At 72.3% G+C, this 16,420-nt stretch carries 11 protein-coding genes; 5 read left to right on the top strand and 6 right to left on the bottom strand.

Translation table 11 applies throughout. The annotated features are described in order from the left end of the window. Positions 1-103: 103 nt before the first annotated feature. The 4 genes from ABD832_RS25985 to ABD832_RS25970 form a co-directional block, all read right to left on the bottom strand. The gene (locus ABD832_RS25985) at positions 104-2,452 is read right to left on the bottom strand and encodes a rhamnogalacturonan lyase (RefSeq protein ID WP_344899882.1); all 2,349 of its coding nucleotides are present in this window, start codon (positions 2,450-2,452) and stop codon (positions 104-106) included. Positions 2,453-2,901: 449 nt separating this feature from the next. After that, entirely contained in the window at positions 2,902-3,336 is a 435-nt protein-coding gene (locus tag ABD832_RS25980) for a hypothetical protein (protein ID WP_344899880.1), read from the bottom strand. Positions 3,337-3,581: 245 nt separating this feature from the next. Beyond that, positions 3,582-5,474 (bottom strand): ricin-type beta-trefoil lectin domain protein, encoded by a 1,893-nt coding sequence (locus ABD832_RS25975; protein ID WP_344899878.1) that lies wholly within the window; start codon positions 5,472-5,474, stop codon positions 3,582-3,584. Positions 5,475-5,697: 223 nt separating this feature from the next. Beyond that, positions 5,698-6,723 (bottom strand): LacI family DNA-binding transcriptional regulator, encoded by a 1,026-nt coding sequence (locus tag ABD832_RS25970; RefSeq protein ID WP_344899876.1) that lies wholly within the window; start codon positions 6,721-6,723, stop codon positions 5,698-5,700. A gap of 113 nt (positions 6,724-6,836) precedes the next feature. On the opposite strand from ABD832_RS25970, the gene recD2 reads away from it, so the two are divergent. Further along, positions 6,837-9,065 carry an SF1B family DNA helicase RecD2 gene (recD2, locus tag ABD832_RS25965; protein WP_344899874.1) on the top strand — a complete coding sequence of 743 codons (2,229 nt, stop codon included), beginning with the start codon at positions 6,837-6,839 and terminating at the stop codon, positions 9,063-9,065. Between the two features lie 131 nt (positions 9,066-9,196). Here recD2 and ABD832_RS25960 read toward each other — a convergent pair whose 3' ends face one another. Both ABD832_RS25960 and ABD832_RS25955 read right to left on the bottom strand, forming a co-directional pair. Continuing rightward, a complete protein-coding gene (locus ABD832_RS25960; RefSeq protein ID WP_344899872.1) occupies positions 9,197-12,046 on the bottom strand; it encodes a galactose-binding domain-containing protein in 2,850 nt (949 codons plus the stop codon). Positions 12,047-12,243: 197 nt separating this feature from the next. After that, positions 12,244-13,203, bottom strand: a complete 960-nt coding sequence (locus ABD832_RS25955) for a helix-turn-helix transcriptional regulator (RefSeq protein WP_344899870.1) — start codon at positions 13,201-13,203, stop codon at positions 12,244-12,246. A 94-nt stretch (positions 13,204-13,297) separates the two neighbouring features. On the opposite strand from ABD832_RS25955, the gene ABD832_RS25950 reads away from it, so the two are divergent. From ABD832_RS25950 to ABD832_RS25935, 4 genes are all read left to right on the top strand, one after another. Then, positions 13,298-13,915, top strand: a complete 618-nt coding sequence (locus ABD832_RS25950; RefSeq protein WP_344899868.1) for a DinB family protein — start codon at positions 13,298-13,300, stop codon at positions 13,913-13,915. A gap of 128 nt (positions 13,916-14,043) precedes the next feature. After that, positions 14,044-14,454 (top strand): TOBE domain-containing protein, encoded by a 411-nt coding sequence (locus ABD832_RS25945; RefSeq protein WP_344899866.1) that lies wholly within the window; start codon positions 14,044-14,046, stop codon positions 14,452-14,454. A 100-nt stretch (positions 14,455-14,554) separates the two neighbouring features. Continuing rightward, positions 14,555-15,370 (top strand): ABC transporter permease, encoded by an 816-nt coding sequence (locus ABD832_RS25940; RefSeq protein ID WP_344899864.1) that lies wholly within the window; start codon positions 14,555-14,557, stop codon positions 15,368-15,370. After that, positions 15,367-16,398, top strand: a complete 1,032-nt coding sequence (locus ABD832_RS25935) for an ABC transporter ATP-binding protein (protein ID WP_344899862.1) — start codon at positions 15,367-15,369, stop codon at positions 16,396-16,398. Before ABD832_RS25940 ends, ABD832_RS25935 begins: the two co-directional genes overlap by 4 nt. Positions 16,399-16,420: the final 22 nt, after the last annotated feature.

Below are 16,420 nucleotides of genomic sequence, written 5' to 3'. Positions count from 1 at the left end.
GGGTCACGTGCCCAACCGCCCCTCAGCCCCGCCCCGCCCGGCCCCGCCCCGCCCGGCCCCGCCCCGCCCGGCCCGAAGGTCAGGCCGGGTCCGGTCCGGCCGTCTACCCGTGCCCGGGGGTGCGGCGGGAGGGCAGCGGGACCCGGGACCAGTCGGTGTCGGAGGCCAGGTAGAACCCCGGGTACGCCGGCTGGTTGTAGGTCGTCTGCTGGCGGGCCACCTCCACCCGGTACTGCGGGTCGTGCATCAGGGTGTACAGCTTGTGCCCGGTCACCTCGGTGCTGAGGTGGAACCGGATGGCACCGCTGTCGGCGGTGCGCACCAGCAGCTCCTCCCGCCAGTCGCCCAGGACGTCGGCGACCAGGGCGGGATTGCCCTTCGTGCCGTTGTTGGTCAGCGTACCCTCGGCGGTGAGCAGCCTGCCGCGCTTCCGGTCGTCGATCGTCGGGGTCTGCAGGACGGTGGTCGCGGTGCCGTTGACGATCTGGGTGGTCAGGTCGGCCGCCCAGCGGATGCTCATGTTCGTGCCCGGGGTGTTCCTGCCCAGGTACTCGCCGCGGGCCGACCACAGGCCCGCCTCGACCGCCTGGTTCGGCGGCATCGAGGACCACGCCTCCATGCCGCGTACGCCGGGCTCGATGTCGCCGACCATGCCGCGCCCGGTGTCCACGCCGCTGTAGCCGCCGAAGAGCACCTCGCCGGTGGCGGCGTCCCGCATCGCCCAGCCGTACGGCGCCGACGCCGCGCCCTCGTGCACCGTCCAGATCTCCAGGCCGGGACGGTCGGGGTCGAGGTCGCCGACGTGCATGGCGTCCCCGTGCCCCAGCCGGACCCGCTGCCCCGGGACGTTGCTCTGCGGCGGTGCCTCGGCGAACGAGGAGTACAGCAGGTCGCCGTCGTGGTCGATGGTCGCGGCGCCGTAGACGATCTCCTGCTTGCCGTCGCCGTCCACGTCGGCCGCGCTCATCGAGTGGAAGCCCTGGGTGGTGATGGTGCCGAACTCCGGATCGGAGCCGTCCTTGCCGTGCGGCGCGGCGTTGAACGGGTTGGCCATCGGCACGTGGCCGCTGTCGACGGACCAGGTCTTGCTGAGCCTCCTGCCGTTCCAGGCGTACGCCACCAGTGCGGTGCGCGTGTAGTAGCCGCGGGCGAAGACGGCGTGCGGGCGCCTGCCGTCGAGGTAGGCGACGGCGGACAGGAACCGGTCGACGCGGTTGGCCGGTTCGATGCGGCTCATCGCGTAGTCGCCCCACATCAGCCCGTCGTCGCCGCGTCCCGGCTCGTAGCGGACCGTCTGCAGTTCCCTGCCGGTGGAGCCGTCGAAGACCGTCAGGTACTCCGGCCCGCTGATGACGAAGCCCGCGAACTCGCGCAATCGGTTGTTGGCGCTGCGGCCGGGCGCGTACACGTCCACGAAGTGGTCGGCGAGCTTCGTGGCGTCCTGCCGGGAGAGCGGGTAGGTGTACGCCGGTTCGAGGCCGAGGGCCTGCTCCAGCGTGGCCGGCCAGCGTCCGGCGACCACCTCGGGGTGCTCGTGCCAGCCCAGGAACGTCTCGACCAGGTGGTCGAAGTAGCCGGCCGCGCTGAGGCGGTAGTCGTCCGTGTGCGAGTACCCGGCCTTCACGTCCTTGGCGGGCATGGTGACGTGGCGCTCGGAGACCACCTCGCCGCGGGCGCCATAACGAATGATCTTCGTACCGGGGGCGGTCTTGACCATCATCTCCGAACGGCCGTCGCCGTCGAAGTCGTACACCGGGAACTGGGTGTAGTGCGCGCCGGAGCGGATGTTGACGCCCAGGTCGAGCCGCCAGAGCAGGGTGCCGTCGAGCCGGTAGGTGTCGAGGTAGGTGTTGCCGGTGTACCCGCGCTGGGAGACGTCCTTGGAGTTCGACGGGTCCCACTTGACGACGAACTCGTAGCGCCCGTCGCCGTCGACGTCGCCGACGCTCATGTCGTTGGCCGCGTAGGTGTACGCCTCGCCGGCCGGGGTGACCCCGTCCGCGGGCTTTCGCAGCGGCAGGTCGTGGAACGCCCCCGACCACGGCGCGACCGGGGCGCTGCGCCGGCCCTCCCTGCCGCGGACGATCGGGGCCACCCGGTACTCGGAGCCGCCCGTGCCCGCGGTGTCCAGGTGGTTGGTGCTGTCGGTGACCGTCGCGATCGCCCTGCCGTCCCGGTAGACGCGGAAGTCGGTGCCGGTCAGGCCGGTGGGACCGTGCCCGGACGCCTCGTCGCCGAGCAGCCGCCAGCTGAGGAACACGCCCTCGCCCGTCGCCGCGGCGACCAGTCCCCGGTCGAGGCGTTCGAGCCGGACGCCCCCGCCGTGCCGGTCGGAGCCGGTCGCGAGACCGGTCCCGGCGGCGGCCTCGTGGCCGATCATGGTCGGGATCGTGCAGAGCAGTGCGGCCGAGGCGGCGACGAGGGCGCGGCGGATGCCGCCGGGGGGACTCATGTCAGGGGCTCCCTGGGTCAGGACCGTTCGGGGACGTGATCCTTCCGCGGTACCACCCGTGATCGGTGAGGAGGGTGATGCGGTGCCCCGACCCGTGAGGATCGGCGCGCCAGGGGGTTCACTCGCGTCTCCATACGGATTAAATCGATATAATAAAGCGGAGGCTATTGGCGCCTTACATGCTTGTCAAGAAGCTTTTTCACCCTTTCTTCCGCAAATAAATGGACTTTCAGTATTAATCGGGATATATCGGGTAAGCGCTTTCCTGATGCGCGCGGCACGGCCCGGACGACCGTCGGCGGGAGCGGGCGGATCCCCGGTGCCGGGCACGTGAAGGGCCGGGGTCCCCGGGCACCGGGAGGCACGCCTCCCGATCTCCGATCCCGGGGACCCCGGCCCGTGTCACGCGCTCAGGCCCGTGTCACACGTTCAGGGCCCGCCTCACGCGCTCAGCCTCGGGCGGCGTGGGTGGTGAGGCAGCGCTTGAGCGCGTTCCTGGCGTTCTGCCGGTGAGGCGCGATCTTCTGCAGCGTCGCCTCGCGCACCTGGATGTACCTGGTCCGGGCGGTGTTGTAGGCGTCCACCGCCTTCTTCGTGGTGGGGTCGAGCGACGGCGTCTTGATCCCGAGCTCGTGCAGGGCCATCCTCTGGGAGAGCTGCTCGACGTTCGCCGTGCCACCGGCCTTCACCAGGGCGGCGTGGGCGGCCCTGACCTCCGGACGGGCATCGACGTTGACGAGGGCGTCCTCGGCGTTCAGCAACGTGAGATGCTCCTGCGCGCAGGGGGCCGGGGCGACGGACGCGGACGCGGTGGCCGTGCCCGCGGTGGTCAGGGCGGCGAGAAGGCCGAGGGTGGCCAGTGTCGTGATGGTGCGGGTGTGCATGAGGTTGCTCCCGTGACTGTTGAGGGTTGACTGGCATGGGACCTCGTGCGCCGTAATCACCCTGGGTAATCGCCCTCGTCTTCCACGATCGCGTCAAGGATGCCGCCCCGGGAGGGAGACGGGCCCGTTCGCGGGAGGTCGGCCGTGTCGCCCGGTCACCGCGTCCGGGATCTCAGGGGGACGGACGGTCCCCGCGTGCGGTGCGGGCGGGGAGCACCACCCCGCGACCGGCGCGGGGGCGCGGGTCAGGACATCGTCCACTTCTGGTTTGCGGCGCCGGTGCAGTCCCACAGCTGCAGGCGGGTGCCGTCGGCCGGGGTGTTGCCGGTGACGTCCGCGCACCTGTTCGCGACGGGGTTGACCAGGTCCCTGGTCGTCGCGTTGTAGGCCCACTGCTGGTTGGCGCCGCCGGAGCACGACCACAGCTGCAGGCGGCTGCCGTTGGCGGTGCCGCGGTCGGCGACGTCGAGGCACTTGCCGAGCGCGCGGACGGTGCCGTCGCCGGGGCGGGTCCACTGCTGGGCGGCGGTGCCGTTGCAGGTGTGGAGCTGGACGGCCGTGCCGTCGGCGCTGCCGGCGCCCGCGACGTCCATGCACTTGCCGCCCAGGCCGGTGACGGCTCCGCCGGGGTTACCGGGATTGCCGGGGTTGCCGCTCTGCGTCCCGGACCAGGTGAAGGTCGCGGTGGTACGGCCCGGCAGGGAGTACACGAAGGACTGGCCGCCCCAGTCGACCCGGACGGACTGCGCCGAGGTGCCGCGGTTGTGCGCGATCAGCGCCTTGGAGCCGTCGGTGTTGCGCCAGGCGACGTTCTGGATCGTGCCGTTGGCGGTGGAGTCGATCCGCTGCGCGCCGGGCCTGACGAACTTCGTGAGGTGGCCGGTCGTGTAGTACTCGACGGTGTAGTCGACCTGGCCGGCCCGGGAGCCGCCCTCCTGCACGGTGATCAGGCCGGTGCAGGTGCCGCAGCCGCCGTTGTGCGGGCCCATGTTCTGGTTGAGCGCCAGGCTCCACTTGACCAGGCTGCCGCTCCAGTTGCGGGCGTAGGTGACGATGTCGGAGAGGTCCTCGTCGTGCTGGTTGCCGATCCAGGTGCCGCCCGAGTGCTCGGTGCTGAACTGCGGAACCGACGGGTACTGGTCGTGCACCTGCGTGCCGATCGCGGGGTCGCCGCCGTAGCCGTGCCAGGCGATGCCGCCGAACAGCGGGTCGTTGCGCACGCCCGCGTCGTTCAGCACCCCGGCGCCCATCCCGGCGTAGTCACCGTAGTTCCAGTCGTGCACCAGGACCTTGGTGGTGATGCCCGCGGCCCGGAAGGCCGGGTAGACGTGGTTCTTGGTGAACTCGGCCAGCCCGGAGGAGTTCCAGCTCATGCCGGGGTAGTCCATCTCGGGCGGGTTGTGCGCCTTGCAACAGTTGGGCTCGTTCTGCACGGAGATGTAGTTCACCGGGATCCCGGCGTTCTGGTAGCTCTGGATGTACTTGACCAGGTACTGGGCGTACGTGGGGTAGTGCTCCCACTTGAGCCAGCCCATCTGGTCCATCCGGCCGTTGTCCTTCATCCAGCCGGGTGCGCTCCACGGCACGCCCTTGACGCGCAGGGCCGGGTTGAGCGTCCTGGCCTGCTGGGTGAGCAGGCGGACGTTGGTGTCGTACCCGTTGGCGCCGAAGTCGCCGAGGTCGCAGCAGGTGTCGTCGAGGGAGACGTGGCCGGGCCGGGAGAGGTCGGAGGCGCCGATCGGGTTGCGCACGAACGACAGGCCGATGCCGTCGACCGGGTGGAAGAGCCTGCGCATCACGGTGTCGCGGGTGGCCGCGCTGACGGCGCCGCCGCGCAGCAGGTGGGCGGTGGTGTCGGTGATCGAGGCTCCGCCGCCCTCGAACCGCTGGTAGGTGGTGTTCTCGTTGACCGTGACGGTGTGGGCGGCGCTCCCGCCCGCGGGGCCGAACGCGATCGGGGACTGCTGCTGCAGGCCGCGCGTGACGTTCCGGCCGCCCGCGTCGGAGGTGGTGGTGAGCCAGATGTTCACCGGTTCACCGGCGGCGAGGGCCGGTGCGGCGGTCAGGGGCCCGCTCGCCCACAGGGCGGCGGCACAGGCCAGGGCCAGGGTGAGAACCCGGCGGGGGGATCGGGGCACGGCGGGGGTCCTTTCGGGGGGTGGCGATCGGGCCCGCGACATCCGGTGGGCCCGCGCCGGAGCGCGCGTTCCCCGGAACCGTCGCTGAAACTAATGTAACAAGCAAGAAACTTGCCTGTTACAGCTCAGAACAACACACGCAGAAATCACTTGTCAAGGCTCGAAACCACGCATTTCACGCGCAAAGAGCACGGTCGCGTACATGAAACAAATGAAACAAAAATCAGCGGGGAACCGGTCCCGTGGAGCCGCGGACGATCACGTCGGTCCCCAGGGAGACGTGCAGCGCCTCCAGCGTGTGCCGGCTCAGCAGCCGCATCAGCAGCGTGACCGCCATCCGGCCCATCTCCTGCAGGGGCTGGCGCACCGTGGTCAGCATCGGCCACGTCGCCCGGCTCAGGTCGATGTCGTCGAAACCCGCGACCGACAGGTCCTCGGGGACGCGCAGCCCGCGCTCGGCCGCCGCCCGCAGCACCCCGACCGCCATCTTGTCGTTGAACGCGACCAGCGCCGTGGGCCGTTCGGGCAGGTCGAGCAGCTCGCAGGCCGCGCGGTGGCCGTGCTCGGTGTTGGGCTCGGGCACGCTGCGCTGCAGCTCGGCCGAGGGCAGGACGCCGACGTCGGCCAGCGACGCGGTGTAGCCGGCCATCCTGGCCTCGCTGGGCAGCCACTTCACCGGGCCGCCGATGATGCCGACCCGGCGGTGCCCCAGCCCCACCACGTGCGCCATCAGCTTGCGGGCCCCCGCGAAGTGCGCGGCCGACACCGCCACGATGTCCCTGGGCAGCGGCGTCCGCGGGTCGATCACCACGAAGGGGAACCCCCGGTCCCGCAGCCGTACGAGCTCCTCGCCCGGCTCCGGGGGGAGGATCAGGATCGCCCCGGCGATGTCGGTGCGGTCTGGCAGGGTGGACAGCACCGGGGCGCGCTGCGTCGCCTCCCCGGTGCCCAGGATCACCTGCCCCCCGTGCAGGTCGACGGTCTCGCCGATGGAGGAGACGATGAGCCCGAAGTAGTCGGTCAGCAGGTAGGGGCAGCGTACGTAGATCGTGGCACCGGTGGTCGCCTCCTGCGCGGCGCGCGGCCGGGGCGCCTGGCCCCCCAGGCGTCCGACGGCCTCCAGCACCAGGTCCCGGGTGTGCGGGGCGACGTTGGCGCGGCCGTTCAGGACCCGCGAGACCGTGGCGATCGACAGGCCCGTCTCCGCCGCGACGTCGCGCACGGTCGCGCGCGCCCGGGGCCTGACCATGCGCGCCCCCCGGTAGCCGTGTCCCTGCGGCCAGCATAACCACCGGCGCGGGGACGCGACTTGTGGGAAGGCCGCAGCGGCTGGTCTGATGTCTGAAGTGTGAGGTGAGAGCGGTGGGGGAGGGTCGGTCGCCGGTCGTGGAGGCATCCGTCGATCAGCTGGTGTACGTCCGCGAGGACGAGTACACGATCGCGCGCATGAGCGCCGAGGGGCTTCCCGGCTTCGTCGCCTCCGGGCGGGCCCTGGGCGGGGTCCAGCCGGGGGAGACGCTCCGGCTCGCCGGCGAGTGGGGCGAGCACCCGCGCCACGGCAGGCGCTTCGAGGTCGTCGCGTGCGAGCGGCTGGTCCCGGCCACGGTCCGGGCCATCCGCATCTACCTGGGGTCCGGCCTGATCCGCGGCATCGGCCCCCGGCTCGCGCACGCCATCGTCAGCCACTTCGGCGAGGCGACGCTCACGGTCATCGACACCGAACCGGCCCGGCTCACCGAGGTCGTCAACATCGGCCCCACCCGGCAGGCCCAGATCACCGACGCCTGGGAGGAGCAGAAGGCGATCGCCGCGCTGATGGTCGTGCTGCAGGGCTTCGGGATCAGCCCGCTGCTGGCGGCGAAGATCTACCAGGTCTTCGGGGCCGAGTCCGAGGAGGTCCTCACCCGGGACCCGTACCGCATGATCGGCAAGGTCAGGGGCATCGCGTTCGCCACGGCCGACCGGGTCGCGCTGCGGTCGGGCGTCTCCGAGGAGAGCCCGGAGCGGATCAAGGCCGCGCTCATGGACAGGCTGGAGACGGCGTCCGTCCGCGACGGGCACTGCTACATGAGGCTGGTCGCGCTGGTCGCCCAGACCGTGGAGATGATCGGCCAGGACCACGACCGCGTCCGCGGGACGCTCGACGCCCTGGTCGCCGAGCGCCGGGTGGTCGTCGAGGCGTCACCGGACGGCCGGGGACCGGACGTGGTCTACCCGAAGGAGCTGCACGGCCGCGAACTGCGGCTGACCGCCAACCTGACCCGGCTCTGCCAGGCGCCCTCGACGCTTCCCATGCGCGCCTTCCAGGAGGACCCCGGGCTGGACGAGGACCAGCGGGTGGCCGTGAACATGGCGCTGACCAGCACCGTGTCCGTCCTCACCGGCGGCCCCGGGTGCGGCAAGAGCCACACCGTCAGGGTCGTCGCGGCGACGGTGCGGGCCATGGGGGGCACGGTGACGCTCACCGCGCCGACCGGCAAGGCGGCCAAGCGGCTGTCGGAGCTCACCGGCATGCCCGCGATGACCGTGCACCGGATGCTGGCCCACCAGCCGGACCCGGACAGCGGCGCGCTGTTCGAGCAGACGCCCGTACGGGCCGACCTGATCGTGGTCGACGAGGCGTCCATGCTGGACCTGCACCTGGCCACCCGGCTCACCTCGGCGATCCCGTCCGGCAGCCACCTGCTGATCGTGGGCGACAGCGACCAGCTTCCCAGCATCGGCCCCGGCAGCGTGCTGGCCGACCTGTTGCGGGTCGAGGCGATCGCGCGGATCCGGCTGACGCGCGTCTTCCGCCAGGCCGAGGAGAGCGGGATCATCCGGGCCGCCCACCGGATCCTGGCCGGCCAGGTGCCCGAGACCCCCGGCGGGGGAGGCTTCTGGTTCGAGGAGATCGACGACCCCGGGCAGGTCGCCGAGCGGGTGATGCACCTGGCGACCGTGGCGATCCCGCGCAAGCAGGGGGTGGACCCCGACCAGGTCCAGGTGCTGTGCCCGATGCGCAGGGGGACCACCGGGACGGTCGACCTCGGCCGGATGATCCAGGAGCGGCTCAACCCGGCCCGCGACGGGGTGGCCGAGCACTGGTCGGGCGCGTCGGTCTTCCGGGTCGGCGACCGCGTCATGCCGATCCGCAACAACTACGACAAGGGCGTCTTCAACGGTGACACCGCCACGGTCACCTCGATCGTCACGGAGGAGCGGGCCGTCGAGGTGCGCACCGACGACGGCCGGACCGTGCGCTACGGCTTCGGTGAGCTCGACGAGCTGACCCACGCCTACGCCGTCAGCGTGCACCGTGCCCAGGGCAGCGAGTACCCCTTCGTGGTCGCGCCGCTGGTCGGCGAGGCCGGGGGCGTCATGCTCCGCCGCAAGCTGCTCTACACGCTGGTCACGCGGGCACGCTCCTGGGTGGTCGTCGTCGGCAGCCGCGACGCCCTGGAGACGGCGGTCCGCAGGCTCGACCCGCGCCGCAACACCGGGCTGGCCCGGCGGCTCGCGCTGAGCCTCGGGGCGGAGCCGCGGTACGAGACCACCCCCGCCGACGACCCGCACGTCCTGGTGCCGTCCGACCCGGACGAGTTCCCCTGACGAGTTTCCCTGAGGGGGCGCCCCGGCGGGTCCCGCCCGTCACCGGAGCCGCGGGGACGGCCGGGACCCGGGCCGGCATGCCACCGGCCCGGGCCCCGATCGCCTGGTCTTCCGCCCTCACGGGCTCCGGATCAGGAGGCGTACACCTCCAGCTCGGACAGCTGCGCGGCGGGCCAGCCGGTGTTGGCGGTGACGTTGACCCGCAGGTGACGCTGGGTGGTGGCCGGGAAGGTGATCGTCACGGTGTTGCCGGTCGCGGGGTCGAAGACGCGGGGAGCGGACGCGGCCAGCGTGGTGAAGGCCGAGCCGTCGACGCTGCCCTGGACGGACAGGGTCTGGGTGCGGGTGGCCCAGGCCGCCGACGGCGGCAGTTTCAGGGTCACCCTGCGGACGGAGACGGCGCTGCCGAGGTCGACGGTGGCCCACTGCGGGAAGGCGTTGTTCGCGCTCTCCCAGTAGGTCCCGGCGTTGCCGTCGACGAGGTTGCCCGAGCCGTAGACGTCGGCATGACCGCTCTCGGTGGTGCTCCTGCCCCGCGCCAGGTTGCCGGCCGGGGGCGTGACGGTCGGGGTCGGCGTGGGCGTGACGGTCGGTGTGGGGGTGGCACCCGGGGTGCCGTACACCTCGACCGAGGACAGCTGCGCCGCGGGCCAGCCGGTGTTGCCGGTGACGGTCAGCCGGATGTGACGGACGTCGGCCGCGCCGATCGGGATGCTCACCGCGTTGCCGGTGGCCGGGTCGAACGTGCGGGACGCCGCGGCCGACAGGGTGGTGAAGGCGGTGCCGTCGATCGAGCCCTGCACGGCGACGGTCTGGGTACGGGTGTTCCAGGCCGCCGCGGGGGGCAGCCTCAGCTCGACGCGCTGCGCCCGGACGACGCCGCACAGGTCCACGGTGATCGACTGCGGGAAGGTGCCTCCGGCGCTCTCCCAGTACGTGTCGGCGTTGCCGTCGACCGCGTTCCCGGCGGTGAAGCCCTGGTTCTGGCTGCTCGCGACGACCCGCTTGCCGCGGGCGAGGTCACCGGTGCCGGGGTTGCACGGCGGGGTGACGGTGGGGGTGGGCGTCGGGGTGGGGGTGACGGTCGGCGTCACGGTCGGGGTGGGGGTGGGGTTGCCGCCGTTGCCGGGGTAGATGTAGTTCGGCGCGGGCCAGGTGCCCGTGCAGACCCGGTCGGACGGGCTCCAGCCGGTGTTCCCGGCCCCCGCGGCGATCGCGAAGCCGTTGCCGACGCAGTTGTGGATCGCGACGCCCGCGCCGATGTGGGCCGCGCTGACGTTCGTGAACGTCGTGTTCGCCGGTGACTGCGCCTGGATCATGTACGTGCCGGTGCCGTCGACCTTCACGTTCCTGAAGTTGACGGTGCTCGTGCTGCCCTCGATGAAGTGGATGGCGGCGTACGAGCTGTCCAGGATGTCGGTGTCGGTGACGTTGACGGTGGCGTTGACCGGCTCGTTGAGCCCGCTGAACCACAGGGCACCGACGCCGAAGTTCCAGTTGTAGTCGGAGTTGCCGGTACGGATCAGGGTGTTGCGGGCGACGGTGTGGGTGCCGGAGACCGCGGTGCCCTGGCCGGAGTTGACGCCCGGGTAGCGGTTGGCGATGTGGATGCCGCCGCCGTTGCTGACGCTGTCGGCCACCACGTTGTCGGTGATCTGGATGTCCCTGCCGCCGTAGGTGACCAGGTGGTTGGCCAGCAGCGTCACGCCGATGGTGTTGAAGGTGAACTTGTTGTTCACGTTCGGCACCCGCTCGGCCCACATGGCCAGCGCGTCGTCACCGGTGTTGCGGACGAAGGTGTTCGTCACGGTGGAATTGGTCACGCCGATGTGGAAGTTCACGCCGTCGGCGGTCTGGTCGAGGATGCGGCTGTTCTTGATGGTGAAGTTGTCCATCGGGCCGTCCATCCAGGCGCCGACCTTGGTGTGCTGCATCCACACGTTGTCGACCACGGAGTCGCTCATCGCGCCGCCGATGGCGTTGACCTGGTCCTCGTCGACGCGCTCGGTGATCTCGCCGATGACGGCGAAGTCCCGCAGGATGACGTTGCGGCTCGGGCCGCCCTCGCCGACGTACTTGCCGTACACGCCCACGGCCCTGTTGCGCTGCGTGGGGTGGCGCCCGCCCAGCACGCTGTACCAGGGTCCGGCCCCGCGCAGGGTCACGCCGTCCACGATCACGTGGTCGTACAGGTTGTACGTGCCCTGGGGGATGTAGACCTCCTTGCCCTGGGCCCTGCCCGCGTCGACCGCGGCCTGGAAGGCGGCCGTGTTGTCGACGTTCGTGTTGTTCTTGACCGCGCCGAAGTCGTCGACCGACAGCGACCCCGCGGGGCGGCCGATCGGGGCGCCGACGAGCTCGAAGTCGGCCAGGTCGACCGTGACGGAGTTGGTGACGGCGGTCGTGGAGACCTGGATGCGGACCTTCGTCCCCGCGGCGAGGGTGGAGCCGAACATGGTCCGGGTCTCGTCGTAGAAGTGGTGCGGGTTGCTGCCGCCGGGAGTGTTGTTGAAGGGGTAGCCGCCGTAGTACCAGCCGTACTTCGAGGTGAAGGTCAGGTCCTTGAGGTGGGAGCCGTTGACCCGGAGGCTGACGGGGGTGCTGAGACCGGTTCCCGCGGCGTTGTCCGGCACGCTGTAGCGGACGGTGACGGCGTTCGCGGGCTTGGTCAGGGTGAACTCGACGTACTCGCCGACCGCGTCCAGGGTCACGGCCCTGCGGCCGGACGCCTCGGAGGGGAGGCGGCCGTAGATGCGGTCCGGCCCGATGACCTGGCCGTTCGTGGTGGCGTGCGCCGGGTCCTCGGCCTCGAACTCGGTGAACGGGACCGTCGCCCCGCGCCCGGGGACGTCGAAGATCGAGTCGACCGCCACGGCGGCCGAGGCACCCGGTGACATGACGGCCGGGACGACCAGCGCTCCCGCCGTGAGCGCCAGGGCCGTGGCCGTCGTCCAGCCGCGTAATCTGCCGGTTTTCCTCATCGGGTGACCCTTCTTGGGGGGGAGAAGAGCCGGTACGGCGTCACGGTCGGGGGGCGTGCCGGCCGCCGCTGTGCCCGGCAGAACTGCCCACACCATAAGATGACGGACAAGTTACCGCAATGTTTCGACAAAAAATTGCAAGGTAACGACTTTGCCGCCGAGGGATCGCGGAGGCGGAAGCAGGGGCGGGAGGCGGATCAGGCCCCGGCCCGGCCGAACCGGGCGCCCCAGTCGCGGACCCGTTCGAGGAGTTCGGGCGGGCCGAGGACGCGGAAGTCGGTGCCGAGCACGCCCAGCGCCATGACCGGCCAGTCCAGGGAGTCGGAGGTCATGCGCACCCGGCAGTGCCCGGCGTCGACCTCCTCGACCGTGCACCACCTGCCGACCCGTTCCCGCGCGACCGCGGCCGGGGCGTCGGCCAAGACCTCCACCCGGTAGGGGCGGGGCAGCATCTCCAGACCGGAGCGGACGAACTCGGCGGCGTCGGCGGCGGGCAGGTCGCGGGGCCGGAACCGGGAGCCGTCGCCCTGCGGCGCGGCGAGCCGGTCGACCCGGAAGCTGCGCCAGTCGTGCCGGGTGAGATCGTAGGCGACCAGATACCAGCGGCGGCCGAGGCAGACCAGCCGATGCGGTTCGGTGTGCCGGTCGGTGCGCCGTCCGCCGGCGGCGGTGTAGGAGAAGCGGAGCCGTTCACCGTCCCGGCAGGCCAGTGCGACCGCGGTGAGCACGCCCGGGTCGACCCCCGCCCCGGCCGGGCCGTCCCACTCCGCGGGCACGGTCATCGCGCGGAGCGCCTCGACCTGGCGTCGCAGCCGGGCCGGCATCACCTGCGCCACCTTGGTGAGCGCCCGCACCGAGGACTCGGCGACGCCCTCCACCGCGCTCCGCGCCGCGGCCTGCAGCCCCACGGCCAGCGCGACCGCCTCCTCGTCGTCGATCACCAGCGGCGGCAGCGACGCGCCCGCGGCGAGCTCGTAACCGCCGTCCACGCCGCGCCGCGCCTCGACCGGATAGCCCAGCTCGCGCAGCCGGTCGATGTCCCGGCGCAGGGTGCGGGCCGAGACGCCCAGCCGCTCGGCCAGTTCGGTGCCCGGCCAGTACCGGTGGGTCTGCAGCAGCGACAGCAGTCGCAGCGTCCGGGAGCTCGTGTTGGCCATGTGTCGATTCTTCCGTGATTCAGGTCAGGAAGTGACCGCTATGCGGCCTAGCGTGGAACCTGACCGCGGAACAGAGGAACGGAAGGCGGAGACCATGAGCGAGGCCACGAACGTCGGCGCGACGGCCACCCTGGACGACACCGACGCACCCGTCACCGACGCACCCGTCACCACCGGCGCGTCCGTCACCGGCGCGCCCGCCGTCACCGGGGAGCGCGCGGATCTGCTGGCGATGCTGGCCAAGCAGCGGTACTTCCTGCGGTTCACCGTCCGCGACCTCACCGACGAGCAGGCCGGGCGGCGGAGCACGGTCAGCGAGCTGTGCCTGGGCGGGCTGATCAAGCACGTCACGTCGGTCGAGCGGGGCTGGGTGGACTTCATCCTGAACGGCCCGGCGGCGCGGAGCGACTTCACCGCCATGACCGAGGCCGACTGGGCCCGGCGGGAGGACGAGTTCAAGCTGCTCCCCGGGGAGACGCTGGCCGGGGTGCTGGCCGACTACGCCGAGGTCGCCCGCCGGACCGACGAGGTGGTCGCCACCCTGCCCGACCTGGACGCCGCCCGGCCGCTGCCGGAGGCCCCGTGGTTCGAGCCCGGCGCGCACTGGTCGGCCCGCATGACGCTGATGCACATCATCACCGAGACCGCCCAGCACGCCGGTCACGCCGACATCATCCGCGAATCCCTCGACGGCACCAAGAGCATGGGCTGACACCGGGATCCGCGGCCGGGCGAGGGGCCACGTCCTCTCAGCTGCCAGGGCGGGGTGCCGGGGCACGACGCGGATGCCGTGGGGCGGGGACGCGGAAACCGGTAAGTGCGAAGGTAGGCTGACTCCTCGTGACGATGTTCCGGATCGGCGAGGCCGCCGCGCTGCTGGGGGTCAGTCCCGACACCGTCCGCCGCTGGGTGGACGCCGGCCGGCTCCCCGCCCGGCGGGACGATCACGGCCATCGGACGGTGACCGGCGAGGATCTCGCGGCGTTCGCGCGCGGGCAGATCGAGGCCGAGAGCGGGTCGGGCCGTTCGTCGGCGCGGAACCGCTTCCGCGGGATCGTGACCGAGGTGGTCAGGGACGCGGTCATGGCCCAGGTGGAGATCGCCGCGGGGCCGTACCGGGTGGTGTCGCTGATGAGCCGCCAGGCCGCCGACGAGCTGGGCCTGGACGTGGGCGTGGTGGCGGTCGCCGTGATCAAGTCCACCAACGTCGTCGTGGAGATCCCCGAGGACGTCCGTACGGCGGGCCGATGACGCGCGCCGCGAGCCGGTGGACCGGCGGGCCGGTGAGCGGTGAGCCGGTCGGTGACCGGCTCGCGGGCGGCGGGCGGGCGAGCGGCGGGCCGGGGGGCCGATGAGGGGTGAGCCCGGGCGGTCCTCCGCCGGCGTGACGGGCCGCCCGCCCTGGGTGCTGGTGCTGCCGGCCCTGGTGGGGATCGCCTTCCTGACACTGCCGCTGGCCGGGCTGCTGGTACGCGCCCCCTGGTCGTCCCTGCCGCGCAGGCTGGCCGAGCCGCAGGTGCTGGAGGCGCTGCGCCTGTCGCTGGTGACCGCGACCGTGGCGACACTGGTCTGCCTGCTGCTCGGCGTGCCGCTGGCGTGGCTGCTGGCCCGCGTCACCTTCCCCGGCCGCCGCCTGGTACGGGCGCTGATCACCGTTCCCCTGGTGCTGCCGCCGGTGGTCGGCGGGGTCGCCCTGCTGCTCGTGCTGGGCAGGCGCGGCCTGGCCGGCCGGTGGCTGGAGGAGACCTTCGGCGTCACGCTGCCGTTCACCACCGCGGGCGTCGTGGTGGCCGAGGCGTTCGTCGCCATGCCGTTCCTGGTCATCAGCGTCGAGGGCGCGCTGCGTGCCGCGGACCCGCGCTTCGAGGAGGCCGCGGCGACGCTGGGCGCCTCCCGCTGGGTGGTGTTCCGCCGCGTGACGCTGCCGCTCATCACCCCCGGCGTCATCGCGGGGGCCGTGCTGTGCTGGGCCCGCGCGCTGGGCGAGTTCGGCGCCACCATCACGTTCGCCGGCAACTTCCCCGGCCGTACCCAGACCATGCCGCTGGCCGTCTACCTGGCCCTGGAGACCGAGCCCGAGGCCGCGATCGTGCTCAGCCTGGTCCTGCTGGCCGTCTCAGTGATCATCCTGGCCGGGCTGCGCGACCGATGGGTGGGCGGGCCGTGACGCTGAACGCCCACCTCGTCGTCACCCGCCCCGGTTTCGGCCTGGACATCGAGCTGGAGGTGGCCTCCGGCCAGGTCGTCGCCCTGCTCGGCCCCAACGGTGCGGGCAAGACGACCGCGCTGCGCGCGCTGGCCGGGCTCACCGGCCTGTCCGCGGGACGGATCGTCCTGGACGGGCGCGAGCTGCACACCCTGCCGGCCGAACGCCGCCCGATCGGCATGGTCTTCCAGGACTACCTGCTGTTCCCCCACCTGTCGGCCCTGGAGAACGTCGCGTTCGGGCCGCGCTGCCACGGCGTTCCCCGGGCGGAGGCGCGGCGCACCGCCGCTGCGTGGCTGGAGCGCGTCGGCCTGGCCGCGTACGCCTCGGCGAGGCCGCGCCGGCTGTCGGGCGGGCAGGCCCAGCGGGTCGCCCTGGCCCGTGCCCTGGCCGTCGGTCCCCGCCTGCTGCTGATGGACGAGCCGCTGGCCGCGCTGGACGCGCACACCCGCCTGGAGGTCCGCTCCCAGCTGCGCCGCCACCTGGCGGACTTCGCCGGCGCGACCGTCCTGGTCACCCATGACCCGCTGGACGCCATGGTGCTCGCCGACCGCCTGGTCGTCGTCGAGAACGGGACCGTCGTCCAGCACGGCACCCCGGCCGAGGTCGCCCGGCGCCCGCGGACCGACTACGTGGCCCGGCTGGTCGGCCTCAACCTCTACCGGGGCACCGCCTCGGGCAGGCGGGTGACCGTCGGGGAGGTGGTCCTCAGCGTCGCCGAGCAGCAGGACGGTCCGGTCTTCGTCGCCTTCCCGCCCAGCGCGGTCGCGCTCTACCGGACCCGCCCGGACGGCAGCCCGCGCAACCTCTGGCAGGCGACGATCGAGGGGGTCGAGCGGCACGGCGACAACGTCCGCATCCACCTGGAGGGGCCGATCACCGCCTCGGCCGACGTCACCCCGGCCGCGGTCGCCGACCTCGACCTCACCCCGGGCCTGTCGGTCTGGGCGTCGGTCAAGGCCACCGAGACGCACGCGTACCCGTCCTGACCCCGGGCCGCGCACCCTCGCG

This window comes from Streptosporangium longisporum, assembly GCF_039534895.1.
In the GTDB taxonomy this organism is placed as follows: domain Bacteria; phylum Actinomycetota; class Actinomycetes; order Streptosporangiales; family Streptosporangiaceae; genus Streptosporangium; species Streptosporangium longisporum.
Note: the sequence above shows the minus strand (reverse complement) of the source record. Positions and strands in the feature narration are given on the sequence as shown.